We start from the raw sequence: 25781 nt of genomic DNA, 5'->3' as shown, positions 1-25781 counted from the left end.
CTTACTCCTCGGCAAACGCTGCGCTGCGCCGCTGCTTGATCAGCAGGCGCGCGCTGTCCCAACCAGCCAGTAAAACGGCCAACCAAATAGGCAGGTAGGTAAGCCATTGTTCACTGTCGATGCGCTCACCAAGAAATAGCAGCGCCACCAGAAACAGCAGCACCGGCTCGACATAGCTGAGAATGCCGAATAAGCCCATCGGCAGCAGACGACTGGACGCCATCATTGCCGCAAACGCCAGTGAGCTGAGTACCGCCATCCCTGGCAACAACCACCATAACTGCGGCGCTTGGCTGAACAACTGCGGCGGCCCCCACTGCACGATTAGCCAGATGGCTACCGGCGCCATAAATAGCATCTCGAAGGCAAAACCAGACAACGCATCCAGGCGCATCCAACGGCGCAGCATGAAATACGGCGGATAACCCAGCACTGTGACCATCACCACCCAAGAAAACGCCTGAGTCAGCCACAACTCGTGAGCGACACCGAGCAAGGCGCAGACCACCGCCAAACGCTGCAATGGCCGCAACCGCTCGCCATAGAACACTCGCCCGACTAGGACCATGGCCAACGGCAAGAGAAAATAACCCAACGACACCTCAAGCATCCGCCCGGCCAACGGAGCCCAGACGAATAGCGCCCACTGCACACCCATCAACAACGCCGCCAGCGGCAGACTCGCCAACAACCATGGCTCGCGCCGCAGCCGAATACAGGCAGCCAGTACAACCGACCATTGCCGCGACAGAGTGACCAACAACAACACCGCCGGAATCGACCAAAGTACCCGTTGCGCGAATACCTGCAAGCCATCCAATGGAGCCAGCAACCGCACATAGCCAGGGACTAAGGCAAACAGCACCGAAGCGATAATCGACAGCGCCACACCGCGCCCAGACAGTTGCATCACAGCCACCCTGCTCAATCAGACCGAAATATCTTGCCTGGCTTGCAGTTAAGACCACAGCCAGAAAGCGACACGGCCGCGACCTTAACCGCTCACGTACAAAAAAGCTCGGCAACCCTGTTTAAGCGGATGCAATAACAAAGAAAAACCTGGCCGACTGGATCGCCCCATAAAAAAGCCCGCACGGCATAAGCAGCGCGGGCAGAGACGGCCAGGAGCACCGGACGCCAGGAGAGCAGAGGTAACGCGAGGGATCAGACAGCCTGGGCCAGTTGCGCCTTGGCTTGGTTCAAACCTTTTTCCAGGAAGTCGCCACCCAGATTGAGGCCTTCAGCGTGGATAAAGTTGACATCGTGAATACCGACAAAAGCCAGCGCCTGACGCAGGTAAGGTTCCTGATGATCCTGAGCGCTGCCAGCGTAGATGCCACCACGAGCAGTCAGAACAAAGGCACGTTTACCGCTGAGTAGGCCTTGCGGGCCGGTCGCGGTGTACTTGAAGGTCACCCCGGCACGCAGCACATGGTCCAGCCAGGCTTTCAAGGTACTGGGAATGGCAAAGTTATACATCGGCGCAGCGAGCACCAGCACATCAGCGGCCAGCAGTTCATCGGTCAGCAGATTAGACAGCGCCAAAGCCGCTTGCTCAGGCTCGCTCTGCTGCTCGGCTGGGGTCATCCAACCACCTAACAAGTTAGCGTCCAGGTGCGGCACCTGATCAACCGCCAGGTCACGCACCTTGATCTGATCGGCCGGATGGGCAGCACGCCAGTTGGCGATGAATTGCTCGGTCAGCTGACGCGAAATCGAACCTTGTTGGCGGGCACTGCTTTCGATTACCAGAACGTTTGCCATGCTGTTTGCTCCATCGAGAAGTTATTGAAAGTCGATGGAGCAAAGAATACGAGCAGCCTTATCGATTAAAAAGAACAAAAAACTGCACTTAACAATCGATTAATTTGATTTAAGGCGAGAGGCGGCTTAGTCTTCGTACGATAAGGCCGGCTATATCAACTCGCAGGTCAGCTTAATCCGCAATTTGATAATGCTGCGATTGGACTTCAACGTCAGATTGCTGCTTTCACCGGCGGCAAGGTTGGCCTGACGAGTGCGCGGAGCCTCTGGGCCGTTACGAAAGACGGCTGTGCATTTGGCATCGCGTTGACCATAGTTGTATAGCTGTACGGCGCCCATGTTGTGGTCAATTTCCTGGGTGGAGACTGATACTTCAGCGCCATTGAGCTGTTTCTCCAGCTCAATCGGATAGGCCATGGCAGTCAGCGGCAAGCAGGCAAGTAGCGCACAACAAAGCTTTTTCATCAGGGCAGTCTCCAGCAAAAGATGGTCAGTTTAGGTTGATTGAGTCGGCATTTGCACCACAGGAAATCAATATGAAAGCCCCCCGCGTAACCCTCGACCAATGGCGCACCCTGCAGGCGGTGGTCGATCACGGCGGTTTTGCTCAAGCAGCAGAAGTTCTGCACCGCTCACAATCCTCGGTCAGCTACACCGTGGCACGCATGCAGGAACAACTCGGCGTACCACTGCTACGCATCGACGGGCGCAAAGCGGTACTCACCGAAGCCGGTGATGTGCTGCTGCGGCGTTCGCGGCAACTGGTCAAACAGGCCAGCCAATTAGAAGACCTGGCCCACCATATGGAGCAAGGCTGGGAGGCTGAAGTACGCCTGGTGGTCGATGCTGCCTATCCCAATGCGCGCCTGGTGCGGGCGCTGACCGCCTTTATGCCGCAAAGCCGTGGCTGCCGGGTGCGCCTGCGTGAGGAGGTGTTGTCCGGCGTGGAAGAAGTGCTCAAGGACGGCATGGCTGACCTGGCCATTAGTGCACTGAATATTCCCGGCTTTCTTGGGGCGGAGATGAGCAAGGTGGAGTTTGTCGCCGTGGCTCACCCCGATCATGCGCTGCACCGCCTGCAACGCGTCGTAACCTTCCAGGATTTGGAAGCACAGATGCAGGTGGTGACTCGCGACTCAGGCCGTCAGCAACCCAAGGACGCTGGCTGGCTCGGCGCCGAACAGCGCTGGACGGTCGGCAGCCTGCCTACCGCAGCCACCTTCGTCAGCAGCGGTCTAGGCTTTGCCTGGTTGCCACGCCACCTGATTGAACGTGAGCTAAAGGACGGCCGGCTCAAACCCCTGCCACTGGAACAAGGCGGCAGCCGCAATCCACTGTTCCTCCTGTACTCGAATAAGGACAAACCGTTGGGCCCAGCCACGCAGATTCTGGTCGAGTTAATTCAGCGTTTCGATGCGGCGCCCTTGAATGCTGCCTTTGCAGCGCCTCTACCCTCTGCCTGAGAGGAACCTGTAGATGCCTTACTTCGATAATGACGGTTGCCAGCTGCACTTCGAGGAATACGGTTACGGCTCGCCCGTGCTGCTGGTGCACGGCCTCGGTTCAAGCACCCGCGACTGGGAATACCAAATTCCCGAGCTGGCGCGCCATTACCGGGTGATTGCCCTCGACGTGCGCGGCCACGGCCGCTCGGATAAACCCCGCGAGCGTTATCGCATCAAAGGTTTTGCCGATGATGTGGCGGCACTGATTGAGCATCTACAGTTGCCACAGGTGCATCTGGTGGGTATTTCCATGGGCGGCATGATCGGCTTTCAGCTCGGCGTCGATCATCCCGAACTGCTGAAGAGCCTGTGCATCGTCAACAGCGCCCCCGAGGTGAAGCCGAAAAAGCCGCGTGACTATATCGAGATCGCCAAACGCTGGAGCCTGTCGCGCCTGCTCAGCCTCGATACCATAGCCAAAGCCCTGGGCAAACTGCTGTTCCCCAAACCGCAGCAACAGGAGCTGCGGCAGAAAATTCTGCAACGCTGGCCGCAAAACGACAAGCGCGCCTACCTAGCCAGCCTGGATGCGATTATCGGCTGGGGCGTGCGGGAACGCCTGGCACGGATCAGCTGTCCGACTCTGGTGATCGCCGCCGACCGCGATTACACCCCAGTGGCGCAGAAGCAGGCCTATGTCGATGAAATGCCCAATGCACGTCTATTGGTGATCGAAGATTCGCGCCACGCCACACCAATGGACCAACCCGATCAATTCAACAGCAGCCTGCTGGCCTTCCTTGCTGAAGTCGAACAGGCCGCCCCCACTGCCCAGCAACAATAAGGACTACCACGCATGTTCAAGACTCTCACCCTCGCGGCCTGCTCCATCCTGTTTGCCGGCAGCCTCCTGGCTGCAGAAAATCCGAAAGTGCTGCTGACCACCAACCTCGGTGAAATCGAAATCGAACTGAACGCCGAGAAAGCGCCAATCAGTACCGCCAACTTCCTCAGCTATGTCGACAGCGGTTTCTACGTTGGCACCCAGTTCCACCGGGTAATTCCAGGCTTTATGGTGCAGGGCGGTGGCTTCGATGCCGACATGCAACAAAAAGACACCGGACCATCGATCAAGAACGAAGCCGACAACGGCCTGCATAACGTGCGCGGCACTCTGTCCATGGCCCGTACCCAGGTACGCGACTCCGCCACCAGCCAGTTCTTTATCAACCACAAAGACAACGCCTTCCTCGATCACGGCTCGCGTGACTTTGGTTACGCCGTATTTGGCAAAGTGGTGAAGGGCATGGACGTAGTCGACAAGATCGCTCAGGTGCCGACCAGCAACCGTGGAGGCAACCAGAACGTACCGCGCGAGCCAGTGCTGATCACTGCCGCCAAACGCCTCTGATACAACCACGCGGGGTGGGCAGAAACCTAATGCCCACCCCGCGCTGGTATACCTACCGTAGCCGCCAAACCCGCCCTCCTCGTAACACTCGTCCCAGCAAACTCGCTAGACTCAGCCTCTTTCCCCAACCGAGGCAGGATGCCTGACATGTTGTTCCGCCGTTTCGAAAGCCTGATCGACAGCTTCAAAGCCAGCCCCGACGTTGAACCGCCGGCCGGCATGCTGGCCTTCTATATCCATTATTTACGGCAGGTCTGGCCGCTGATGATCGCCGTGCTGGTGGTCGGCTTCGTCGCCGCCTTGATCGAAGTGGCGCTGTTCAGCTTTCTCGGTCAGTTGATCGACATGACCCAGAACACCCCAAGCGGCGAGTTCTTTCAACAACACCAGTACACGTTGCTGTGGATGCTGTTGGTCGCGCTGATCATCCGCCCGCTGGTGTTCGGCCTGCACAATCTGCTGACGCATCAAACCATTAACCCTGGCCTGACCAACCTGATTCGCTGGCAGAACCACCGCTACGTCCTCAAACAAAGCCTGAGCTTCTTCCAGAACGACTTCGCCGGGCGCATCGCCCAACGCATCATGCAGACCGGCCCCTCGCTGCGCGATTCCGCCATGCAGGTGGTCGACGCGCTCTGGCATGTGCTGGTGTATGCCGCCAGTGCGCTGTACTTGTTCGCCGCCGCCGACCTGCGCCTGATTACGCCGCTGTTACTGTGGATCATCGGTTACTGCGCCGCGCTCTGGTACTTCGTGCCGCGCATCAAGGAGCGCTCGGCAGCGGCCTCGGCGGCACGCTCAAAAGTCATGGGCCGCGTGGTCGACGGTTACAGCAATATCGCCACCCTCAAACTGTTCGCCCACACCCAGGTCGAGGAGCATTACGCGCGCGACGCCATGCAGGAACTGCTTGAAAAGTTCCACCTGCAGTCACGCGTGATCACCTCGTTGGACTTTCTGATTACCTGCCTCAACGGTCTGCTGATCGTCGGCACCGGTGCGCTGGCGCTGTGGTTGTGGAGCCACGAGCTGATCAGCACCGGGGCCATCGCCCTGGCCCTGGGCTTGGTAATACGCATCAACGGCATGGCCGAATGGATCATGTGGGTGGTCAACGGCATCTTCGAGAACGTCGGCACCGTGCAGGACGGCATGAAAACCATCGTCCAACCGCGCCAGGTGCTCGACCAGCCGCAGGCCAAGCCGCTGCTAGTCAGCCAGGGCACCGTGCAGTTCGACAACATTGACTTTCACTACGGCAAATCCAGCGGCGTTATCAGCGGGCTGAGTCTTACCGTTGCCGCCGGTGAGAAAATTGGCCTGGTCGGCCCTTCCGGGGCGGGCAAATCCACCCTAGCCAACCTGCTGCTACGCCTCTATGACCTGCAGAGCGGGCGCATTCTCATTGATGGGCAGAACATCGCCGAGGTGACCCAGGAAAGCCTGCGTGCGCAGATCGGCATGGTTACTCAGGACACCTCGCTGCTGCACCGCTCGATCCGCGACAACCTGCTCTACGGCAAACCCGGCTCCAGCGAAGAGCAGTTGCTCGACGCCGTGGCCAAGGCCCGCGCTGACAGTTTTATCTCACTACTGGATGACGGCATGGGCGGCCATGGCTTCGCCGCGCAGATTGGCGAACGCGGCGTGAAGCTCTCCGGTGGTCAACGCCAACGCATTGCCATCGCTCGCGTGTTGCTCAAAGACGCACCCATTCTGGTACTGGACGAAGCCACCTCAGCGCTGGACTCGGAAATCGAATCCGCCATTCAAGATAGCCTGGACAGCCTGATGCAAGGCAAGACAGTGATCGCCATCGCCCACCGCCTGTCGACCATCGCGCGCATGGATCGCTTGGTAGTGATCGATCAGGGGCGCATTGTCGAAACCGGCAGCCACAGCCAACTGATCGCCCAAGGCGGGCTCTACGCTCGGCTCTGGCAACACCAAACCGGAGGTTTTGTCGGCGTCGACTGAGGATGAGCTCGCACTTGGCGAGGCTCAGTTACGCGCATGCGCCAGCTGAAACTTCGCCACCCCAGGCAGGTGTGCCAGCTCACCGGCCATGTCACTGATCCGCGCGCTCTTTTGCCCATTTACCGCCACCGCAACGAAACGCCACTCCAGCTGGTCTTGCTCGTAGCTCACGGTGAAGGAACCGCCGGCAACCTCATAACCATGCTCGCGGGCGATACGCCGCAGGGTGCTCTCGTCGGGCGGTACAAAACTCGGTACAAACCGCAACATCATCGCAATGGCCGGACGCGAAGGCAACCGCGCCTCCAGCTTGACGCCCCACATCATCAACCCGACCGAAATCAGACTGAGCAGCACCGCTGCACCATAAAAGCCGACGCCCACCAGCACACCGATGGCCGAAGATGCCCAGATCGACGCCGCCGTGGTCAGGCCGCTGATGCTCATGCCGTCTTTCATGATCAGCCCGGCGCCCAGAAAGCCAATACCCGTGACCACACCCTGAATCACCCGCGTAGGGTCAACCCCGGCAATCACATGATCGCCCAGCCAGTGCTGCGGGTAGAGACACAACACGGTCAACGCACAAGACGCCATACAGACCATGCCATAGGTCCGCATACCAGCCGCACGGCCATGGTAAGAACGCTCATAACCGACCAACAGGCCAAGCACCAGCGCACCCAGCATATTGATGAACAGCGTCAGATTGACCGCCACACCCGGCAGCAACCAGACCTCATCCAACAGAGCCCATACACTCACAACACACCTCGCACGACAGCAGACAGATATTCAGCATGGCCCTGAGCAAGCCTAGGTAGCCCGCAGCAGAGTATACGGTGACAGCCATCACCCAACCGCCACTAGGCCATCGTACGCCTGGGTCGCCTCGTGGTATTCGATCAGCAGTGGGGCGTGAAACAGCCCCACAATGTGCTGATTTCCCGAAGGGGCAACAGCACACGGCGCGCGACCTAGCTGAGATGTTCGCAGCCAATCAATATAAGACTAATAGCTTGCTTGCTTTCCAATAACGTTAGTCATAGCCTCAGGCAGGCAATGCCTTGCGATTCCAGATTGGACCCCGTTCCAGACCTGCATGATGTGATCTCACCTCCTGTGATAGGCCTGGACAGCTCCAGCACTTCAGATCGATCCCATATCGAGGAACGGCACATATGAAACTTGCATCCATGGTTACCGCTCTGCTCTCCAGCCTCGCGCCAAGCGTGTTCGCAGAAGACGCCAACCACAACCACATTGGTATCGGCATCACCCCCGTTGAGTACCACTACGGCATGGATGTCGATGTGCAGAAAGTCCTCTACCGAACTGACAACTCAAGCAAAGCAGGCGTCGTCCCGGTCATCGTGGTTTATGAAGACAGCAACGGCGAAGTACGCAAACTCAAGCACCTCGAGTGGGGCGGTCGTCACCTGAGCAGTTGAGTCACCGCAAAGGGCGTGCCGTGCACGCCCGTCAAACCTGCCGATACGGCAACTGAGCCACAGCCTCTTCGGCATAGCCACGTACACCCAGACGCTCCTGATCAAGAAAATCAGCCACGGCAGCCCGCAAGCCGGGGTGACAGAGGTAATGCCAGGAGTGGGTGATAACCGGCTCAAAGCCGCGAACCAGCTTGTGCTCGCCTTGTGCGCCAGCGTCAAAGCGCTGCAGCCCATTGGCAATGGCGTAGTCCATGCCCTGGTAGAAACAGGTCTCGAAGTGCAGCCGGTCAAACTCGGCCAAACAACCCCAGTAGCGCCCGTAGAAGCTGTCGCCGCCGACCAGGCTAAAGGCCATGGCCACTGGTCTACCGGCCTGATGGGCGAGCACCACGCGGATCATCTCGGGCATGCGCTCGGCCAGCAGGCTGAAGAATGCGCGCGTCAGATAGGGCGACTGGCCACGCACGCGGTAGGTATTGGCGTAACACAAGTAGACGAAATCCCACTCCAGCTCGCTGAGCTGATGGCCTTCTCGCCAGTCAAATTCGATGCCCTGCCCCGCCACTTGCTCACGCTCTTTGCGCATCTGCTTGCGCTTGCGCGAACTGAGCGCGTCGAGGAAGTCCTGAAAATCCCTATAGCCCCGATTACGCCAATGGTACTGGCAACCCAGGCGCTGCAACCAACCCTCGCGCCCCTGTAACAAGGCATTCTCGGTTTCCGTGGTGAAGTTGACATGCAAGCTCGACAAACCCTGCTGCGCCAGGCTGCCGGTTAGCTCATCAAGCAATTGCCCGGCGGCCTGCGGCGTACCCAAAATGCGCTGGCCCGTGACTGGCGAAAATGGAATAGCCGCCAGCAGCTTGGGGTAATAATCAATGCCTGCACGGTGGCAGGCATCGGCCCAGCCGTGGTCGAACACGTACTCGCCGTAGGAATGGCTTTTCACATAGCCCGGCATGGCCGCCGACAACTGGCCCTGCTCGCCAGTCAGCAGCGCATGAGCCGGCTGCCAACCCGTGCGGCCACCGACGCTACCGCTGTCTTCAAGGGTTGAGAGAAAGGCATGACGCAAGAACGGCTGCGCCGCAGTCAGCAGATCATCCCACTGACTGGCATTAACTTCATGGATGGCATTTAAGTGGGTCGGCAACATCGGCAGCTCGGCGGTTCGAACAAGGCTGCACTATACCGCCAAGCAGGGCGCTGTTACCGCTTACCAGAGCAATCGGCAGTAGCCCGTCTAACCCCTATGGGCGCGTCGCCTTATAGGCGATCATAAAATTCAGCTTGCCATTGGCCATCTTGCCCATCTCCTTGCGGTCAATGGCAGAGTACCCACCCAGCTCTCGGGCCTTGAAACCGCTATCACCAACTAGACTGTCAGCGTTCAGCGCCACCATTAGCTTGGCGGCCTCGCCAATTGCGTCACGGTAATCACCTTTGTCGCGCAGGTCATACTCACTCAGCTTGAGCTGTTCACGCAGCCAGTTGCCCCAGTAGAACTCAAGAAACTCTGGTGCCACATCGCCCGAGCGCGGCTTGTCATAGGCCACCTCACGAGTGAAATAAATTAATGCGCGGTAAGGATCATCCGCCAGGCTGGCCAAACCGAGTTGTGCCGGCAACTGTTCAGGCGTAATCGCCTGCCCTTGGCCATCCTTGAGCCAGACCTTACGTGCTGCCTGCATGCGCTGCCAGAAGCTGGCCAAATCCGAGCTGTCGCTGAAGTTGTCGGTGACTTTGACCCACATCTGCAGCTGCGGCCCAGCACCTGGCTGCTCCCACAGCGTGGTAAAGGTGTGATGACCATCGGTCAGGTACAGCTGGCCTTCAGGACCGACGATCACGGTTTTCATTTCGCTGCTGTGTGAAGCCACATCACCCTGACAATTGAAGCTCTCTGGCTGCTGTAGGCTGGCCCCTTTAGAGACCTTGCTGCTTTCACCCTGGCCATTGGCTTCGCAGTACTCATCAAAGAGTTTGCTCGGCTCCTTAGCAAAGCGCCCGAGCTTGTAATAAATCTGGTCATAACCCACCACCGCCTGAGTTGGGTGCAACTGTTCAAGATGCACATGCAACAGATCCCCTGGCTTCGCGCTGCGATAATCCTCGGCCAGTGCACTCGCGTTCAACCCCACCATCAGTAGCAATACAGCAAAAATACGCATCAGCATGCTCTCCACGAAAAAACCTCGAAAAAAAGCCCCGCACAAGGCGGGGCTCAAAGAAAGGAGCAACGTTTGAACAGTGTTACTTAGAACACGTACTGCAGACGACCAACGATTGCTTTACCGTCGTCTTGAACATTTTTACCGTCTACTTGGCGAGAGGTATCAATGTTGTCCACTTGGTAGTCAACGTAGTTCAGGCTCACACGTACTGCCGGAGTAGCGAAGTAGTTGACACCCACGACCATGGCGCTTGCTTCGAACTCATCGCCAGTATTCGCGGCAACGATATCGTTTAGGCCCAGGTTGCCAGGAATAGCAGTCGCGTCGGAGTCAACAGTGGTGTTCTCGTAACGCGCGAAAACTTCCCAGGTACCTTTCATGTCGGTTGGCTTGTCCCACTTGCCATCACCGCCTTTATACCCACGAGCGGCGCCAATCATGTAGGAAACCTGGGCTGTGTAGCCGCTGATATCCACATCAGAGTTAGCGCCGGCAAGGTCTTTACCGGAAATGTTGCGCTGGAAGTATTCAGCCTGGCCACGGAAAGAACCGAACTGAGCACCCGACTCCAGCACCCACTCGTTGTCTTTATCAGCTACGCGTACGTCACCCAGAGTCAGACGGAAATCATTGTCGCTACGGATGCCCATGCGGGTACGTGCACGCGCACGGTTATCGTCAGGGTTGCTGCTGTGATAGTTGGCAGCCAGGTGAACGACATCAGTGCCGTTCAGGTAAGGCGCCCAATGTGCGCGCAGTGTGTAGCCGTACAGTTCATCGTTACCGTCATCAGCGGTTTCTTTCTGGTCGTAATGAGCAACCTGAGCCATCACGCCATAGTTGTCACCGGAGTGTTTGGCCATCAAACCAAACTTGGTATCTTCGTCGCCATTGAGGAAGTCGTACATGAACGGACGCTCAATCGCGGTGATCCACGAAGAACTGGTGGTGTTTTCCAGACCGTATTCACCGCCGTACTGGCCAACAGTGAAGGTGGCGAAGTCCAGACCGCTGTAAGTGACATAAGCACGATCAACATCAGTACCGTTTTCGGAGCCGTCATAGCTCAGACGCACGCCCCAACCCCAATCCTTGTAAGCAACACCTTCCAGGCCGATTTCGCCACGGCGGATAAAGGTGTTGAAGGTGTCATCGAACGGCTTATTTTGATCGGCAGCCTGAAGGCCATCGAAGTTGGTGGCATCCCACTGCAGTTTGCCGCCCAATTTAAAGCTGAATTCTTTGTCGGTGGTAGCGACTTCGAGGCCACCTTTGGTTTTGACCACGAGATCGGCGCCGTCAGTGGTGACGGTACCGGCGAAAGCCTGGGCGGAAACGGCCAGAGCCAGAGCGCTGGTTGCGAAGCCGGCCATTACTCCACGAAAGCTGTGCTTACGGATCATCGAAGATTCCTCTAATAGACTTTTTAAGTGTCAAAAACACCCGAGCGCTATGGCTCGTTCGTGCTGGAGGGAATCTTGGCGGCGGGATATTTCAGCGCAGTTGCTGATATATAAATATTTGATTACAGCGGAACTTTTTACTTCCTTTGCCTATAAGTAGCGGCAGACGCTCTAAACCGGTACTTTTCCAGCGACCCGCACGCCGAAGCGGCGGCGGGCAACCTTGTCATCACGGGCGCTGGCGCAGCACCTTGCTCAGCCAGTAGTCCAGGCTCAACCAGCGTCCGGCACCGCTGAAGAACAGCACCACCAGCATGATCAGGTACGTGGCCGCAAATTCGATGCCGTTGTTCAGCACCACCAGTTTGCCGCTGCTAGTCAGCCAATCGTAATTGCCATGTTCCTTGAGCAGCTCGCGGGCCCGCGCAATTTTCTCTACCGAGGCCATGACCCGCTCATTGGCGAACGGCGCGCTGGCATCGGCAATCGCTTGCCAACCGAACGGCCAATGCACAGTAAAAATCGCCACCAGCATGGTCACAATCAACGGAATACTTACCCAGCGCACCGCCAAGCCGAACAGCAACAGCAACGCCCCGCCCGCCTCGGTCAACGCCGCCGCCCAAGCCAGCAGTTCCGGGAATGGCAGGCCCAACCCCCAATCCGGGTTGCCGAACCAGGCGGCGGTGGCATCCATATCCGCCAGTTTGTGCGTCCCGGCCATCCAGAACACCGGCACCAGATACAGCCGCAGCAGCAGCGGGCCGAGAAAGTCCAGGCGACGAGTCGCATCCAGAGCATCCTGAAGTCGATTTAAAAAGCTCAGCATATTGCATCTCCCAAAAGTGGCGGCAGGTGCCAGGTTGCCCTGACGCAATGGTTTAAGAGCACCAGATCGCCTGGCGTTGCCAGTCATCCAAGAGCGTCTGGGCATTATTCAAGTAGCGGCTGTCGGCGCTCAGGCCATGTTGCCCAGCCAATGCATGCAGGGCCGCGTTCGCAGTGGCACCGGCCTGTAGGTGTGTTGCCAGTTGGTAGGCGAACGGGCTCAGTTGCATAAAGCGCACCTTGTCCTGGAGATCGCGCCAGACCAACAGGCAGGTCGGCTCGCTGGGCGGCACGGCAGGCTGGAAGTCCACCCCGATGCGCTGTACCGGCCATTGATAGGCCAGCGGCCAGGCCAATGGTGACCAGCCCTGTTCCGGCACCTCGGCCTCGCTGACATCCAGGGCCAGCTCGACCCATTCGTAATGCGCCAGCTCCAAGATAAACGGCGGATCACCGGCCTCGGCGGTATAGCCGCTCTGCAACCAGGCGAGAAATTCCTGGCTGATCTGCAGAAAGTACGGCGTGCGCGCCTGATGCTCGGCGATAAAGCTGCGCACCAGGCGCTGCCAGCGCGGAGCATCGAGCAAACGCTGCAGCAACGGAAATGCGCCGCTGATAAAACCTTCGATATTGTTAAAAAACAGCTCTTGGTAAACCGCCATGCGCGCAGCCGTGATGCCGTCGAGCAAGGGCTGTTGCCCTGGCCGGCGAATACCTGCGGCAAACTGTTGTTGCAGCGCTACACCGCTCACGTGCCGTAACTCCGCAACGGAGCTGCCGCTGTTTGCAGCTGGCGAATTTGCGCCACCTCGGCATACAGCTCGGCAATCGGCGGGAAGTTAAAGTCGCGTTCCAGCAGCGTCGGGCGCACGCCATGCAGCGCATAAGCCTGCGCCAACAGCGTCCAGACCGGATCAATCACTGGCGCGCCGTGGCTGTCGATTTTCAAATCAGCCGCCTGGTCGTAATGCCCAGCCACATGCAGGTAAGCAATACGTGCGCTAGGCATGGCGGCGATATAAGCCGCCGCGTCGAAGCCGAAATTGCGGCTGTTGACGAAGACGTTATTCACATCCAGCAGCAGCTGGCAGTCGGCTCGCTGCAACACCGCGCAGACAAACGCTGCTTCATCCAGCTCACCCGGCAACTGCGCATAAGCCGAGACGTTCTCGATGATCAGCGGGCGTTCCAGCACGTCCTGCACCACACGCACGCGCTCGGCGATGCGCGCAACTGACTCCTCGGAAAACGGCAGCGGCATCAGGTCATACAGCTGGCCATGGTCGGCACAGGCCGCCAGATGCTCGCTGTAGCCACGCACGCCATGCAGATCGAGAAAGCCTTTGATCGCCTTGAGCAGCTCGATATCCAACGGCGCATAACCGCCAAGGTTGAGGGACAGCCCATGGCAGAGCAGCGGCAAGCGCTCACTCAGCGCGCGCAACTGCTTGCCCAAGCGCCCGCCTACGCCGATCCAGTTCTCCGGCGCCACTTCGAGGAAGTCCAGCTCACGGGCGCTGCAATCGTGCAGTGCGCCGAGCAAGCCACGGCGTAGGCCGAGCCCAGCACCGGTGACGAAATCCATCTGCATATCCGTCCCCTGCGCTCAGTTACTCGGTTTTGTCAGCGCCGCATTTACCTTCACCGCACTTGCCCTCGGCAGCAGCCTTGGGCGCGCTCTTGGCTTCGCCGCCGCATCTACCTTCGGCGTGCTTGTCTTCACCTTCGGCTTTCTTCATTTCACCGCCACACTTGCCCTCACCACAGCTGCCCTCAGCAGACTTCTCGCCAGCCGCCACGCTATAACCGCTGCTCAGTTCTTGCGCCGCGAATGGATTGCTAGCGGCCTGCACGGTAAAAGCGGCGCTGCTCAGCAGGGCGACACCTAGGGAAGCAACAACGCTGTTCAGATGTTTCATGGCAACTCTCCAATGGCTTTCATGGTTGCAGCCAATTGGCTGCCTCGGCCCAATAGACGCAGCCGAACCGTGGCTGTTACAGCCCCGGGCAAATATTCCCGCGCAGCGCTGCCCAGCGGCCGGCAGGCATCAACACCCGCCCCCTGTTGCGGCGACGCTCGACACACGAAGATTTTTGCCGCCAGCCAACTGATCCGGCACACTACGCCCCCCGAGCAAATGCTCGTTTTTCAAAGCCTGCAGACTCCGTATGACCCGATCCCCGCTTCGCCGTCTCGTTTTTGGCACCCTGCGCCGTTTGCTGTACCTCTGGGTGCGCTCGGAAACCATCAACCAGTCAGCCTTTACCCTCAAGCTCGACCGCAGTAAGCCGGTGTTTTACGTGCTGCAACAGCCGTCGCTGAGTGATCTGGCGGTGGTCGATACGGAATGCCGCAAGGCCGGCCTGCCACGCCCGGTGCTGCCAGTGGCGGTGGGTGAACTGCTGGAGCCAGCAGCCTTCTTCTACCTGACGCCAGAGCCCGACTGGCTCGGCCGCCAGGACAAGCGCGGGATCTCGCCAACCCTGCAACGCCTGGTCAGCGCCCTCAGCCAGCATGCCGTGGACGATGCGCAAATCATTCCGGTCAGCGTGTTCTGGGGCCAGTCGCCAGACCGCGAAACCAGCCCATGGAAGCTGCTATTTGCTGACAGCTGGGCGGTTACCGGCCGTCTGCGCCGCCTGGTCAGCATCCTGATTCTCGGCCGCAAAACCCGCGTGCAGTTCTCCACGCCAATCCATATGCGCGAGCTGATTGAGCAGGACAAAGGCCACGAGCGCACGCTGCGCATGGTGCAGCGCATTCTGCGGGTGCACTTCCGCAATCAGAAAGCCGCCGTGATTGGCCCGGATGTCTCGCACCGACGCAACCTGGTCAAAGGTCTGGTGCATGGCCCGCAGGTGCGCCAAGCTATCGCCGAAGAGGCTGAACGTGAAGGCATCAGCCTGGAAAAGGCCGAAAGCCAGGCGCTGCGCTATGGCAACGAGATCGCTTCGGATTACACCTACACCGCCATCCGTTTTCTTGAGCTGGTGCTGAGCTGGTTCTGGAACAAGATTTACGACGGCATCAAGGTCAACCACATCGAAGGTGTGCAGGACGTCGCCCAGGGCCACGAAGTGATCTACGTGCCCTGCCACCGCAGCCATATCGACTACCTGCTGCTGTCCTATCTGCTGTTCCGCAACGGCCTGACGCCGCCGCACATCGCCGCAGGCATCAACCTCAACATGCCGGTCATCGGTGGTCTGCTACGGCGTGGCGGCGCGTTCTTTATGCGCCGCACGTTCAAGGGCAACCCGCTGTACACCGCCGTATTCAACGAATACCTGCACACCTTGTTCAGCAAGGGCTTCCCGGTGGAGTACTTCGTTGAAGGTGGTCGCTCGCGCACCGGGCGCATGCTACAGCCGAAAACCGGCATGCTGGCCATCACCCTGCGCAGTTTCCTGCGCAGCAACCGCCTGCCGGTGGTGTTCGTGCCGGTTTATATCGGCTACGAGCGCGTGCTGGAAGGCCGCACCTACCTTGGCGAGTTGCGCGGCGCGAGCAAGAAGAAGGAATCGATCTTCGACATCTTCAAGGTCATCGGCGCCCTCAAGCAGCGTTTCGGCCATGTCTGGGTCAACTTCGGCGAGCCGATCAAACTGGCGGAATTTCTCGACAGCGAGCAACCCGACTGGCGCGAACAGGATTACGGCACCCAGTACCGCCCGGCCTGGCTGAATGAAGCCACCAACAACCTCAGCGAGCGCGTGGCTCAGCACCTCAACGAGGCGGCGGCAATCAACCCGGTCAACCTGGTGGCCCTGGCGTTGTTGTCCACCAGTAAGCTGGCCTTGGATGACCGCGCCCTCGCGCGGGTGCTCGACTTGTATCTGGCCCTGCTGCACACAGTGCCCTACTCGCCGCACACCACCCTGCCGGACGGCAACGGCCAGGCGCTGATCGAGTACGTGCAGAAGATGGATCTGCTCGCCGAACAGAAGGACGCCCTTGGCAAAATTCTCTACCTGAACGAGCACAACGCCGTTCTGATGACCTACTACCGCAACAACGTGCTGCACATCTTCGCCCTGCCGGCGCTGCTGGCGAGCTTCTTCCAGAGCAGCGCGCGAATGAGCCGCGAACAGATCCTGCGCTTTACCCGCGCGCTCTACCCCTACCTGCAATCCGAGCTGTTTATCCGCTGGAGCCTGGACGAGCTGGACGGCGTGGTCGACCAGTGGCTCGCCGCCTTTGTCGAGCAAGGCTTGCTCAAGCTGGATGGCGACATGTACGTGCGCCCAGCGCCAAGCTCACGCGAGTTCGTCCTGCTCACCCTGCTGGCCCGCGCCATCGTGCAAACCCTGCAGCGTTTCTACATGGCCACCGCCCTGCTGCTCAATGCCGGGCAGAACGCCATCAGCGCCGAAGAACTGGAAGACCTGTGCACCGTGATGGCCCAGCGCCTGTCGATCCTGCATGGCCTGAATGCCCCGGAATTCTTCGACAAGAGCCTGTTCCGCCACTTTATCCAGAGCCTGCAGGACCAAGGCGTGCTGCGTCAGGACTCAGCCGGCAAACTCAGCCATCACCCGCTGCTCAGCGAACTGGCCGAAGGCGCGGCCAAGCGCGTACTGCCGGCAGAGATTCGCCTGTCGATTCGCCAAGTGGCCATGGACCGCAACGAAGACGCCCAGGAGCCGGTTTAAGCCATGGCCAGTCGCGCGGCGTTTCACCAGCAACACGCCGAGCGCGCCCGCGCCGAAGCGCAGCGCCTGCTGGCAGAGAAACCGCGCCTAGGCGGGTAATGGCCAATAGGGTGCGGCGCGAGTTAGAGGCCACGCGCAGCGAATAAGCGGCATCGCTTCTCACCTGAGCGCAGGCTAAACAACGCGCTTAGCCGAGCACCTTGGCCAGATGCGCCTCATAACGCGCCACGTCAGCGGCAATGGCCGGCATCTTCATCACATCCACACAGAGGAAAGTCGGCAAACCAGTCATGCCGAGGAATTCGTTAGCCTTGTGGAACGGCAAGTACACGGCATCCACACCCTTGCCCGCAAAGAAATCGCTAGGGTCATCAAACGCTTGCTGCGGCGCGTTCCACGTGGCCGAGATCATGTACTGCTTGCCGTGTAGCAAACCGCCGCTGCCGTATTTTTGCGAGGCGTCAGAGCGGGTGCGGCCGTCATTCGCGTAGAGGCTGCCATAACCCTCAGTAAAAACCTCGTCGATGTACTTCTTCACAGTCCAGGGCGCACCCATCCACCAGCCGGGCATCTGATAAATGATCACGTCAGCCCAGAGGAACTTCTGCACCTCTTCGGCGATGTCATAACCGCCTGCGATAAAGGTTTCGCGCATATCAAAGCCCGAACGATCCAGGTAGCTAATCGCCGCATCATGCAGCGTTTGGTTGTAGCGGCCTTCGGAATGGGCGAACTGTTTGCCGCCGTTGAGCAGAAGAATCTTTTTCACAGGTAATGCCTCGGTAAGAAGTAGCTGACCGGTAGGCTAACGCCCTCACACGAGTGGAAAAACCTAGGCCCAGGCAAATCATATTTGCGAAAAAGGCATGAATAGTCGGCTAAACGCATCATTAAACTGCAGCAATCCCATCAACAAGCGGAGCGGCCTGCCATGCGCGAACAACCCTACGGTTTTATCCTTCACGCCCACACCAAGCCGGAGCAATCCGAGGCGTTTCAGGCCTTGTTCAGCGCCTACGTGCAGCCCAGCCGCGCCGAGCCTGGCTGCATCGAGTACCACATGCTGCGCGACCAACAAGACCCGACCCTGTTTATCTTTTACGAAATCTGGCAAAGCAAAGCGCACCTGGACGTGCACTCCGCCCTGCCGCACATGCAGCGATTTTTTGAGCACCGTATGGACTACCTGAGCCGCGACTTCGATATCCGCCGTATCGACATGCTCAGCCCGTCCTCAGCCAACCGCTAAGCAGCGCCCATGGGTTTGCCTAGGCGGCGCACTCCGCTAAGCTCGGACAATTGCCCACCAACAGGAATGTGCCCATGCTTCGCTCCACTACCGCCATCGTCACCCTGCTCGCTAGCCTGGCGCTGTCCGCCCCCGCCTTCGCCCTGTCCCTCAGTGACCTGACGCAAAGCGACGCCAGCGGCGGCCTTAAGGACGCCCTCACCCAAGGGGCCAAAGTGGCCGTGCAGCAACTGGGCAAACCCGGCGGCTTCAGCAACAACCCAGACGTGCGCATTGAACTGCCGGGCAAACTCGGCAAAGCCGCAAAAACCATGAAAATGATGGGCATGGGCGCGCAGGTTGATCAGCTTGAAGCCAGCATGAACAAAGCCGCCGAAGCCGCCGTACCGCAAGCCCAGGCACTGCTGGTGGACTCGGTGAAGAAGATGACCGTGCAAGACGCTAAAAGCATCCTCAGCGGCCCGCAGGACTCCGCCACCCAATACCTGAGCAAAACCAGCCGCGAACAAATCCGCGCCAAGTTCCTGCCCATCGTTAAACAAGCCACCGACCAAGTCGGCTTGGCCAAGCAATACAACAGCTTCGCCGGCCAAGCCGCCAGCTTCGGCGTGATCGACGCAAAAAACGCCAACATCGAAAACTACGTGACCGAACAAGCGCTAGACGGCCTGTTCACCATGATTGCCGAACAAGAAGCCAGCATCCGCGAAAACCCGGCAGCAGCGGCGACCAGTTTGGCGAAGAAGGTGTTTGGGGCGTTGTAAGAAGAGTTAGGTAGATGTGAAAAAGCCAGACCGTGAGGGCTGGCTTTTTATGGACGGGGGAGTAAAAACTGACTATTTAGAATCATGCATCAAGGGAGGTGATTAATGATCGAGATACCAGATAACCGCAACATAGATCTTCACCACCATATCGATCTTGGTCGGAAATGGCTGGATGCGAGCGATGAAGGTAAAAAAATATCCTGTTATCGTACGCTGCCTTTGAGTTCAGATTTGCCATCGAACGACTTGCTGTTCACTACTGGCTCCAGCTGGCTGGGGATGACCCTCTACATGGAGATGTCCGAACCCTCAGATCGTTAAAAGCATCGAGAAAAAAATATACGAACTGGCCGGAAATCAGCTTCAAATCAACCGGCACTATGATTTCATTCGATGCTTCTTTGAGAGCCTGGGTCTTGAGATACATTGCCCTACACCTACCGTCGGCAAACTGGCAGCCCACTGGCACTCCTGCAGCGAGCTTTGTCACATTAGCTGGACATTATTTGCTGGCGAATCGGGTAACTCAGATCTTGCGTTTACAGAACTGACGAAAATCCACCTGTACCTGTTAGACCAAGTATCCGGAATTACAAACTGGCCAAAGCTTCCAGAGTCAGAGTCAGAGTCGCCGGAGTATGCCTCACTAATTGATCGTTTCTTGAGCGGCGAAGCTGGGATCGACGATGTAAAGGCATATATTAAGAAAAACGGTATATGGGCCAAGGTAGATTACCCAGACGGTAGACCTAGCCACTTTTTAGGGACTCCAGTTCCGCCAGGTAGTAGCTGAACCCCTTCAGCTTGTTCTGACTGACCCTCGCCGTCGTACATAGCAGCATGAACAATAAAGCCCCCTTCACCTAACCACCGCCGCAATGGCTATACCATCGCTGTTGCGCGCAGCTCGTTGGGTGGGGCACAGCGATACCTATCAAGTCCATAACGCCCGCCGCACTTTCTCTGACTGCTACTACTGGTTTCGGCCTTACGCCGAGTTACTTTCTCTTTGCGCGCGCAAAGAGAAAGTAACCAAAGAGAAAGCGCGCCCGGCATCCGGGTTTCGCTGCGCTCAACTCCCCTCGCTCCGGTGCTGTTCCGAGGGTCGTCAAGACGGGCCATCCATGGCCCGGCATGCCTCGTTTGGCATCCATGCCAAACGTCCCTCTCCACAGCACCTACGCTCGGCCTCCTGACGGGGTTCGGGGACCGCGTCGTTTGGGCGAGCTTTGGATGGCAGAGCAAAAGGCAAAAGCAGAAGCAAAAGCAAAAGCATCGCGGGCAAGCCCGCTCCTACAGGGTCGGCGGACATTCGTAGGATGAGTTGGCTTTTTGTCACTTGCCCACAATCTCACAGACGACACCAAACGCCCCATCAGGAGGCCGAGTGGAATCGTTGCGGAAGGGGTTGAGCGGCATGGATGCCGCGAGAGCCGCGATGGGCCAGGGATGGCCCTTCGCGGCGGGCCCCTAAAGCAATGATGGAGCGAGGGAACCCGACGAAGTCGGGCCGGATGCAAGGGGCAAGACCTCTTGGTTACTTCTGGGGCGTTTGCCAGAAGTGACCCGCCGTAAGGGCGGAACCGTTAGCCCGAGCAACACATAAGCGGCGTAAGCAAAGCCGCAAAACCTGCCACATCCAAACCAATCAAAAACAGCAAAGCTCGCGGCCATGGGCCGCGCCTACAAGGGCGAGACATACCCTCGCCGGGGCCAAAAAACAAAACCCCGCCAATCAGCGGGGTTTTGTCGACCAAGCGCCAGGCTTATTCCGCCTGCGCTACCAGCACATCATTCTGGTTACGACTCCATTGCGGCAGCAGCGTGCCAATCAACATGCCAGCCAGGCTAAACAGCAGGCCTGCCAGTTGCGGCGGCCAGAAGGCGGCTTCGCTCCATGTCAGCTCCAGGTAGATCCACGAAACCAAGCCAAAGGCGATGGCAACTAGCGCGCCTTGGGTGGTCGCGCGCTTCCAGAACAGCCCGGCAAACAACGGCACCACTGCGGCCACCAAGGTGACCTTGTAAGCATTGCCGACCATCTCGTAGATGCTCGCATCCGAATACAGTGCGAAGGCCAAGGTCGCAACAGCGCAAACCAGGATGGTGCAACGCATCAGCAGCAAAAACTGCTTGTCGGTAAGCACCGGCAGAAAGCGCTTGAGCACGTTCTCGGTCAGGGTCACGGAGGGTGCCAGCAAGGTGCCGGAGGCGGTGGACATAATCGCCGAGAGCAGCGCACCGAAGAACATGATCTGGGCGAACAGTGGGGTCTTTTCCAAAATCAGCAGCGGCAGGATCATCTGCGAGTCTTCAGCCAACCATTTTTCGACCAGTGCTGGGTCGATCATCGAGGCGGCGTACACCAGAAACACCGGCAGCATGCAGAAACCGAGGTACAGCACAGCACCGGTCATCGAGGCGCGCGCGGCGATGTTCTCGCTCTTGGCCGACATCACCCGCTGGTAAACATCCTGCTGGGGGATGGAGCCGAGCATCATGGTCACGGCTGCGCCGATAAAGGCAACGATATCCTTGGGCTCGAAGGCGTGCATAAAGGTGAACTTGCCTTCGCTGGCGGCCTTGTTGATCACCAGGTCAGCACCACCGGCCATGTCACTGAACAACCACACCAAGTAGATCAGACCAACCACGATGATGATCATCTGGAAGAAGTCAGTCAGGGCAATCGACCACATGCCACCGAACAGGGTGTACAGCAGCACGATAAAGGTGCCGAGGAACATGCCCTGCGTGGTGCTGATGCTGCCGTCGGAGATGACGTTGAACACCAGGCCAAGGGCGATCAGTTGCGCGGCAATCCAGCCCAGGTAGGACATGACAATAACCAGGCTGATGATCAGCTCGACCTGCGGGCCGAAGCGCTTTTTGAAGTAATCACCGATGGTCAGCAGGTTCATCCGGTAAAGCGGCCGGGCGATGATCAGGCCAACCAGAAACAGGCAACCAAACGATCCGAACGGGTCTTCGACGATGCCAGCAAAGCCTTCTTCAAGAAAGGTGGCGGGGATGCCTAGCACGGCCTCGGAGCCAAACCAGGTGGCAAACACCATGGCGGCGACGATGGGGAAGCCCATACTGCGCCCACCAGAGGCGAAGTCGCGGGTGTTATGTACTCGGGTGGAGGCGTAGAAACCGATGGCGACAGTCACCAGCAAATAGAGCGCAACGAACCAGATCAGCATGCTTTCCCGTTCCACAGACGTCAGCCCACCGCATGCATGACCCGCATAGGCGCGCGGGAACAACGATGGGCCACAGGTTTTTGTTATGACTATTCATGATGGGTCACTGCACGCGCCCACCACGGTCGCGCAGTCTGGCAAATACGTAAAATATGTCAAACAAAATTGACGAGATGTAAGTAGATAAATCAATAAGCGCCGCATAATCCCCGTGCAACTTACTGTATACGTTGCAATAACCTCATATACGTCGCAGAGGGTAGTTGTATATTTTTGACAGCGCGAGCAGAGCAAGCTGCCGACGTGACAATCATCAGGCACAAAAAAGCCAGGCTAAACGCCTGGCTTTTTATCATCCCGCGCTTATTCAGCCCGGCTGACGCTCCACAGCTTTGACGCGGAACCAAGCGGCATAAAGCGCCGGAAGGAACAGCAAGGTCAGCGCCGTGGCGACAATCAAGCCACCCATGATCGCCACGGCCATCGGCCCAAAGAACACGCTGCGCGACAACGGGATCATCGCCAATACGGCCGCCAGGGCGGTCAGCACGATGGGCCGGAAACGTCGCACGGTGGCTTCAATAATCGCGTGCCAACGGTCCATTCCGGACTCGATGTCCTGCTCGATCTGGTCAACCAGAATCACCGAATTACGCATGATCATCCCCGATAGGGCGATGGTGCCGAGCATGGCCACAAAGCCAAACGGCTGATTGAAGAGCAACAGGAACAGCGTTACGCCGATCAACCCCAGCGGTGCGGTGAGGAACACCATGGCCGAGCGCGAGAAGCTTTTCAGTTGCAGCATCAGCAAGGTCAGCACCACCACGATAAACAACGGTACACCCGCGTAAACCGACCGCTGTCCACGGCTGGAGTCTTCCACGGTACCGCCTACATCCAGTTGATAGCCATCGGGCAACTGCGCACGAATGGGTTCGAGGGTCGGCAGAATCTGTTTGACCAGGCTGGCTGGCTGCTCATTGCCGTACACGTCGGCCCGAACGGTGACGGTCGGCAGGCGGTTACGGTGCCAGATCACGCCTTCCTCAAAGCCGTACTCCAAGGTGGCGATCTGCGCCAGCGGCACACTAAGGCCATTGTCGGTCGGCACGGCCAGGCTCGGCAGCAAGCCGAGTTCCTGACGCTCACTTGGCGTACCCCGCAGGAGAATTTCGATCAGTTCGTTGCCCTCGCGATACTGGCTAACGGACGAGCCCGTCAGCGAGCTCTGCAGGAAGCTCGACAGGTCGGAGGTGCTAACGCCCAAGGCACGGGCACGTTCCTGGTCGATATTCAGGCGTACGACCTTGCTCGGCTCTTCCCAATCCAGGTGCACGTTGGCCACATACGGGTTCTCACGCACCTTGTCGGCTACCTCACGGGCCAACTGGCGCGCCACATCAATATGCTCGCCGGAGATGCGGAACTGCACCGGATACCCCACCGGCGGGCCATTTTCCAGGCGAGCGACACGCGTGCGCAGGGTCGGGAACTCATCACGCAGTACATCAATCAGCCAGGTGCGGATTTTTTCGCGGTCTTCGATGCTTTTAGCCAGCACAACGAACTGGGCAAAGCTGGCAGCGGGCAGTTGCTGGTCCAGCGGCAGGTAAAAACGCGGCGAGCCGGTGCCGACATACGCCACATAATTATCAATACCTTCACGCCCCTTGAGCATCGCCTCGAAACGCTTGGCCTGCTCTTCAGTGGCAACCAGTGATGCGCCTTCGCTGAGCTTGAAGTCAACCATCAACTCCAAACGCCCGGAAGCCGGGAAGAACTGCTGCGGCACAAAGCGGAACAACATAATCGAGCCGATAAACAGCGCAATGGTCAACAGGATCACCGTCTTACGGCGGCGTACGCACCACTCCACCGCGCCGCGTACACGCTGATAGAACGGCGTGCCATAAGGGTCGTGACCGCCCGCGCTACCGCCGTGTTTAGCCGCGTGCAGCTTGGCCAGGTCGGGCAGCAGTTTGGCCCCCAAGTACGGCACAAACACCACGGCGGCAAACCATGACACCAACAGGGCAATGGCCACCACTTGGAAGATCGAACGGGTGTATTCGCCCGTCCCCGACTGCGCGGTGGCAATCGGTAGGAAGCCGGCGGCGGTGATCAGTGTGCCGGTCAGCATCGGGAACGCCGTGCTGGTCCAGGCATAGCTGGCCGCTTTGATGCGGTCGAAGCCCTGCTCCATCTTGATCGCCATCATTTCCACGGCAATGATCGCGTCATCCACCATCAGGCCCAACGCCAGCACCAGCGCGCCGAGGGAAATTTTATGCAAGCCGATGCCGAAGTAGTACATGGCGGCAAACGTCATGGCCAGCACCAGCGGAATCGACAGTGCCACCACCAAACCTGTACGTAGGCCGAGTGAGAAGAAACTCACCAGCAATACGATGATCACGGCCTCGGCAAGCACGCGGACGAATTCGCCAACCCCGGTTTTTACCGCTGCCGGCTGATCGGACACCTTGCTCAGTTGCATGCCCGCGGGCAAGGTTTGCTGCAGGCGGGCGAACTCGCCTTCCAGGGCCTCGCCCAGTACCAGAATGTCACCGCCGGCTTTCATCGATACCGCCAGGCCGATGGCGTCTTCAGCCATGTAGCGCATGCGCGGTGAGGGCGGATCATTAAAGCCGCGTTTGACCTCGGCGACATCGGAGATACGGAAGGTGCGGTCGGCTACGCGAATAGGGAAATTGCGAATTTCATCAACCGACTCAAACCGCCCGGTGACACGCAGTTGCACGCGGTCGGTGCTGGTTTCAAAAAAGCCGGCAGACGCTACCGAGTTCTGTTCTTCTAGCGCCTGTTGCACGGCGGCCAGCGGCAGGCCGAGGGTGGCAAGCTTGGTGTTGGACAGCTCGATCCAGATCTTTTCATCCTGCAAACCAATCAGGTCGACCTTGCCGACATCTTTAACGCGCTGCAGCTGCAGCTGGATGCGATCGGCATAATCCTTGAGTACGGCGTAATCAAAGCCTTTGCCGGTCAACGCATAGATATTGCCGAACGTAGTACCGAACTCATCGTTGAAGAACGGCCCCTGAATCCCCTGCGGCAGGGTATGGCGAATATCGCTGACTTTTTTGCGCACCTGATAGAACAGATCGGGGATCTCGTCAGAGTGCATCGAGTCGCGGGCAAGAAAAGTGACCTGAGATTCACCAGGCCGCGAAAACGAGACAATCCGATCGTATTCGCCGGTCTCCATCAGCTTCTTTTCGATGCGCTCCGTGACCTGCTGCGCCACTTCTTCGGCGCTCGCCCCTGGCCAATTGGTGCGCACCACCATGGCCTTGAAGGTAAAGGGCGGGTCTTCACTCTGGCCCAGTTTGGTATAGGAAATGGCACCAACAATAGCCAACAGCAGCATGAGATACAGGACGATCTGACGGTTACGCAGCGCCCAAGCGGATAGGTTGAAATCCATCG

23 protein-coding genes are annotated in these 25781 nt (G+C 58.5%); 9 read left to right on the top strand and 14 right to left on the bottom strand.

What is annotated here, in order from left to right; all coding sequences use genetic code 11:
* Window position 1: 1 nt before the first annotated feature.
* From rarD to VCA57_RS05775, 3 genes are all read right to left on the bottom strand, one after another.
* Window positions 2–910: an EamA family transporter RarD gene (gene rarD, locus VCA57_RS05785; RefSeq protein ID WP_411184013.1), complete on the bottom strand. Its 909-nt coding sequence runs from the start codon at window positions 908–910 to the stop codon at window positions 2–4.
* Window positions 911–1164: 254 nt separating this feature from the next.
* A complete protein-coding gene (locus tag VCA57_RS05780) occupies window positions 1165–1764 on the bottom strand; it encodes an FMN-dependent NADH-azoreductase (RefSeq protein ID WP_411184012.1) in 600 nt (199 codons plus the stop codon).
* A 150-nt stretch (window positions 1765–1914) separates the two neighbouring features.
* On the bottom strand, window positions 1915–2229 hold the full coding sequence (locus VCA57_RS05775; protein ID WP_411184011.1) for a 3-phosphoglycerate kinase: 315 nt from the start codon (window positions 2227–2229) through the stop codon (window positions 1915–1917).
* 71 nt (window positions 2230–2300) lie between these two features.
* On the opposite strand from VCA57_RS05775, the gene VCA57_RS05770 reads away from it, so the two are divergent.
* The 4 genes from VCA57_RS05770 to VCA57_RS05755 all read left to right on the top strand — a co-directional run bounded on the left by VCA57_RS05770 (window position 2301) and on the right by VCA57_RS05755 (window position 6600).
* The gene (locus VCA57_RS05770) at window positions 2301–3227 is read left to right on the top strand and encodes a LysR family transcriptional regulator (RefSeq protein ID WP_411184010.1); all 927 of its coding nucleotides are present in this window, start codon (window positions 2301–2303) and stop codon (window positions 3225–3227) included.
* Between the two features lie 13 nt (window positions 3228–3240).
* A complete protein-coding gene (locus VCA57_RS05765) occupies window positions 3241–4053 on the top strand; it encodes an alpha/beta fold hydrolase (protein WP_411184009.1) in 813 nt (270 codons plus the stop codon).
* 12 nt (window positions 4054–4065) lie between these two features.
* Window positions 4066–4620: a peptidylprolyl isomerase gene (locus tag VCA57_RS05760; RefSeq protein ID WP_411184008.1), complete on the top strand. Its 555-nt coding sequence runs from the start codon at window positions 4066–4068 to the stop codon at window positions 4618–4620.
* A 147-nt stretch (window positions 4621–4767) separates the two neighbouring features.
* Complete coding sequence (locus VCA57_RS05755; protein WP_411184007.1) at window positions 4768–6600, top strand: ABC transporter ATP-binding protein; 1833 nt, start codon at window positions 4768–4770, stop codon at window positions 6598–6600.
* A gap of 24 nt (window positions 6601–6624) precedes the next feature.
* On the opposite strand, the gene VCA57_RS05750 is transcribed toward VCA57_RS05755, so the two are convergent.
* Window positions 6625–7365: an MgtC/SapB family protein gene (locus VCA57_RS05750; RefSeq protein ID WP_411184006.1), complete on the bottom strand. Its 741-nt coding sequence runs from the start codon at window positions 7363–7365 to the stop codon at window positions 6625–6627.
* A gap of 416 nt (window positions 7366–7781) precedes the next feature.
* On the opposite strand from VCA57_RS05750, the gene VCA57_RS05745 reads away from it, so the two are divergent.
* A complete protein-coding gene (locus VCA57_RS05745) occupies window positions 7782–8051 on the top strand; it encodes a DUF2790 domain-containing protein (RefSeq protein WP_411184005.1) in 270 nt (89 codons plus the stop codon).
* Window positions 8052–8082: 31 nt separating this feature from the next.
* Here VCA57_RS05745 and VCA57_RS05740 read toward each other — a convergent pair whose 3' ends face one another.
* From VCA57_RS05740 to VCA57_RS05710, 7 genes are all read right to left on the bottom strand, one after another.
* Window positions 8083–9207 carry a GNAT family N-acetyltransferase gene (locus VCA57_RS05740; RefSeq protein ID WP_411184004.1) on the bottom strand — a complete coding sequence of 375 codons (1125 nt, stop codon included), beginning with the start codon at window positions 9205–9207 and terminating at the stop codon, window positions 8083–8085.
* Between the two features lie 94 nt (window positions 9208–9301).
* A complete protein-coding gene (locus VCA57_RS05735; protein WP_411184003.1) occupies window positions 9302–10222 on the bottom strand; it encodes a ParB/Srx family N-terminal domain-containing protein in 921 nt (306 codons plus the stop codon).
* Between the two features lie 86 nt (window positions 10223–10308).
* Entirely contained in the window at window positions 10309–11628 is a 1320-nt protein-coding gene (locus VCA57_RS05730; protein WP_411184002.1) for an OprO/OprP family phosphate-selective porin, read from the bottom strand.
* A gap of 229 nt (window positions 11629–11857) precedes the next feature.
* Window positions 11858–12457, bottom strand: a complete 600-nt coding sequence (locus VCA57_RS05725; RefSeq protein ID WP_411184001.1) for a DoxX family protein — start codon at window positions 12455–12457, stop codon at window positions 11858–11860.
* A 52-nt stretch (window positions 12458–12509) separates the two neighbouring features.
* Window positions 12510–13208 carry a DUF2063 domain-containing protein gene (locus VCA57_RS05720; protein WP_411184000.1) on the bottom strand — a complete coding sequence of 233 codons (699 nt, stop codon included), beginning with the start codon at window positions 13206–13208 and terminating at the stop codon, window positions 12510–12512.
* Entirely contained in the window at window positions 13205–14047 is an 843-nt protein-coding gene (locus VCA57_RS05715) for a DUF692 domain-containing protein (RefSeq protein WP_411183999.1), read from the bottom strand. The genes VCA57_RS05720 and VCA57_RS05715 overlap by 4 nt, the downstream gene beginning before the upstream one ends.
* Window positions 14048–14066: 19 nt before the next feature.
* Window positions 14067–14375: a hypothetical protein gene (locus VCA57_RS05710; protein WP_411183998.1), complete on the bottom strand. Its 309-nt coding sequence runs from the start codon at window positions 14373–14375 to the stop codon at window positions 14067–14069.
* A gap of 250 nt (window positions 14376–14625) precedes the next feature.
* On the opposite strand from VCA57_RS05710, the gene plsB reads away from it, so the two are divergent.
* Window positions 14626–17109 (top strand): glycerol-3-phosphate 1-O-acyltransferase PlsB, encoded by a 2484-nt coding sequence (gene plsB, locus VCA57_RS05705; RefSeq protein ID WP_411183997.1) that lies wholly within the window; start codon window positions 14626–14628, stop codon window positions 17107–17109.
* 187 nt (window positions 17110–17296) lie between these two features.
* Here the strand turns inward: plsB and VCA57_RS05700 are convergent, their stop codons facing one another.
* The gene (locus VCA57_RS05700; RefSeq protein ID WP_411183996.1) at window positions 17297–17878 is read right to left on the bottom strand and encodes an NAD(P)H-dependent oxidoreductase; all 582 of its coding nucleotides are present in this window, start codon (window positions 17876–17878) and stop codon (window positions 17297–17299) included.
* Between the two features lie 162 nt (window positions 17879–18040).
* On the opposite strand from VCA57_RS05700, the gene VCA57_RS05695 reads away from it, so the two are divergent.
* The 3 genes from VCA57_RS05695 to VCA57_RS05685 all read left to right on the top strand — a co-directional run bounded on the left by VCA57_RS05695 (window position 18041) and on the right by VCA57_RS05685 (window position 19446).
* Window positions 18041–18358: a putative quinol monooxygenase gene (locus VCA57_RS05695; protein ID WP_411183995.1), complete on the top strand. Its 318-nt coding sequence runs from the start codon at window positions 18041–18043 to the stop codon at window positions 18356–18358.
* A 74-nt stretch (window positions 18359–18432) separates the two neighbouring features.
* Window positions 18433–19122, top strand: a complete 690-nt coding sequence (locus VCA57_RS05690; RefSeq protein WP_411183994.1) for a DUF4197 domain-containing protein — start codon at window positions 18433–18435, stop codon at window positions 19120–19122.
* 105 nt (window positions 19123–19227) lie between these two features.
* On the top strand, window positions 19228–19446 hold the full coding sequence (locus VCA57_RS05685; protein WP_411183993.1) for a hypothetical protein: 219 nt from the start codon (window positions 19228–19230) through the stop codon (window positions 19444–19446).
* Between the two features lie 1445 nt (window positions 19447–20891).
* Here VCA57_RS05685 and VCA57_RS05680 read toward each other — a convergent pair.
* Both VCA57_RS05680 and VCA57_RS05675 read right to left on the bottom strand, forming a co-directional pair.
* Window positions 20892–22331 carry a sodium:solute symporter family protein gene (locus VCA57_RS05680; RefSeq protein WP_411183992.1) on the bottom strand — a complete coding sequence of 480 codons (1440 nt, stop codon included), beginning with the start codon at window positions 22329–22331 and terminating at the stop codon, window positions 20892–20894.
* A 367-nt stretch (window positions 22332–22698) separates the two neighbouring features.
* Window positions 22699–25779, bottom strand: coding sequence for an efflux RND transporter permease subunit (locus tag VCA57_RS05675; RefSeq protein ID WP_411183991.1), 3081 nt, complete (start codon window positions 25777–25779; stop codon window positions 22699–22701).
* Between the last annotated feature and the right edge of the window lie 2 nt (window positions 25780–25781).

Source organism: Pseudomonas sp. (assembly GCF_046581935.1).
GTDB lineage: Bacteria > Pseudomonadota > Gammaproteobacteria > Pseudomonadales > Pseudomonadaceae > Aquipseudomonas.
This window is presented reverse-complemented; position numbering and strand designations above follow the sequence as displayed.

Bases quoted from the DNA above. Each gene is read 5' to 3' on its own strand.
- VCA57_RS05780 (WP_411184012.1), bottom strand. From the start codon at position 1,764: ATGGCAAACGTTCTGGTAATCGAAAGCAGTGCCCGCCAACAAGGTTCG.
- rarD (WP_411184013.1), bottom strand. From the start codon at position 910: ATGCAACTGTCTGGGCGCGGTGTGGCGCTGTCGATTATCGCTTCGGTG.
- VCA57_RS05760 (WP_411184008.1), top strand. From the start codon at position 4,066: ATGTTCAAGACTCTCACCCTCGCGGCCTGCTCCATCCTGTTTGCCGGC.
- VCA57_RS05730 (WP_411184002.1), bottom strand. From the start codon at position 11,628: ATGATCCGTAAGCACAGCTTTCGTGGAGTAATGGCCGGCTTCGCAACC.
- VCA57_RS05710 (WP_411183998.1), bottom strand. From the start codon at position 14,375: ATGAAACATCTGAACAGCGTTGTTGCTTCCCTAGGTGTCGCCCTGCTG.
- VCA57_RS05735 (WP_411184003.1), bottom strand. From the start codon at position 10,222: ATGCGTATTTTTGCTGTATTGCTACTGATGGTGGGGTTGAACGCGAGT.
- VCA57_RS05685 (WP_411183993.1), top strand. From the start codon at position 19,228: ATGATCGAGATACCAGATAACCGCAACATAGATCTTCACCACCATATC.
- VCA57_RS05715 (WP_411183999.1), bottom strand. From the start codon at position 14,047: ATGCAGATGGATTTCGTCACCGGTGCTGGGCTCGGCCTACGCCGTGGC.
- VCA57_RS05755 (WP_411184007.1), top strand. From the start codon at position 4,768: ATGTTGTTCCGCCGTTTCGAAAGCCTGATCGACAGCTTCAAAGCCAGC.
- VCA57_RS05740 (WP_411184004.1), bottom strand. From the start codon at position 9,207: ATGTTGCCGACCCACTTAAATGCCATCCATGAAGTTAATGCCAGTCAG.
- plsB (WP_411183997.1), top strand. From the start codon at position 14,626: ATGACCCGATCCCCGCTTCGCCGTCTCGTTTTTGGCACCCTGCGCCGT.
- VCA57_RS05765 (WP_411184009.1), top strand. From the start codon at position 3,241: ATGCCTTACTTCGATAATGACGGTTGCCAGCTGCACTTCGAGGAATAC.
- VCA57_RS05680 (WP_411183992.1), bottom strand. From the start codon at position 22,331: ATGCTGATCTGGTTCGTTGCGCTCTATTTGCTGGTGACTGTCGCCATC.
- VCA57_RS05775 (WP_411184011.1), bottom strand. From the start codon at position 2,229: ATGAAAAAGCTTTGTTGTGCGCTACTTGCCTGCTTGCCGCTGACTGCC.
- VCA57_RS05745 (WP_411184005.1), top strand. From the start codon at position 7,782: ATGAAACTTGCATCCATGGTTACCGCTCTGCTCTCCAGCCTCGCGCCA.
- VCA57_RS05695 (WP_411183995.1), top strand. From the start codon at position 18,041: ATGCGCGAACAACCCTACGGTTTTATCCTTCACGCCCACACCAAGCCG.
- VCA57_RS05690 (WP_411183994.1), top strand. From the start codon at position 18,433: ATGCTTCGCTCCACTACCGCCATCGTCACCCTGCTCGCTAGCCTGGCG.
- VCA57_RS05770 (WP_411184010.1), top strand. From the start codon at position 2,301: ATGAAAGCCCCCCGCGTAACCCTCGACCAATGGCGCACCCTGCAGGCG.
- VCA57_RS05675 (WP_411183991.1), bottom strand. From the start codon at position 25,779: ATGGATTTCAACCTATCCGCTTGGGCGCTGCGTAACCGTCAGATCGTC.
- VCA57_RS05725 (WP_411184001.1), bottom strand. From the start codon at position 12,457: ATGCTGAGCTTTTTAAATCGACTTCAGGATGCTCTGGATGCGACTCGT.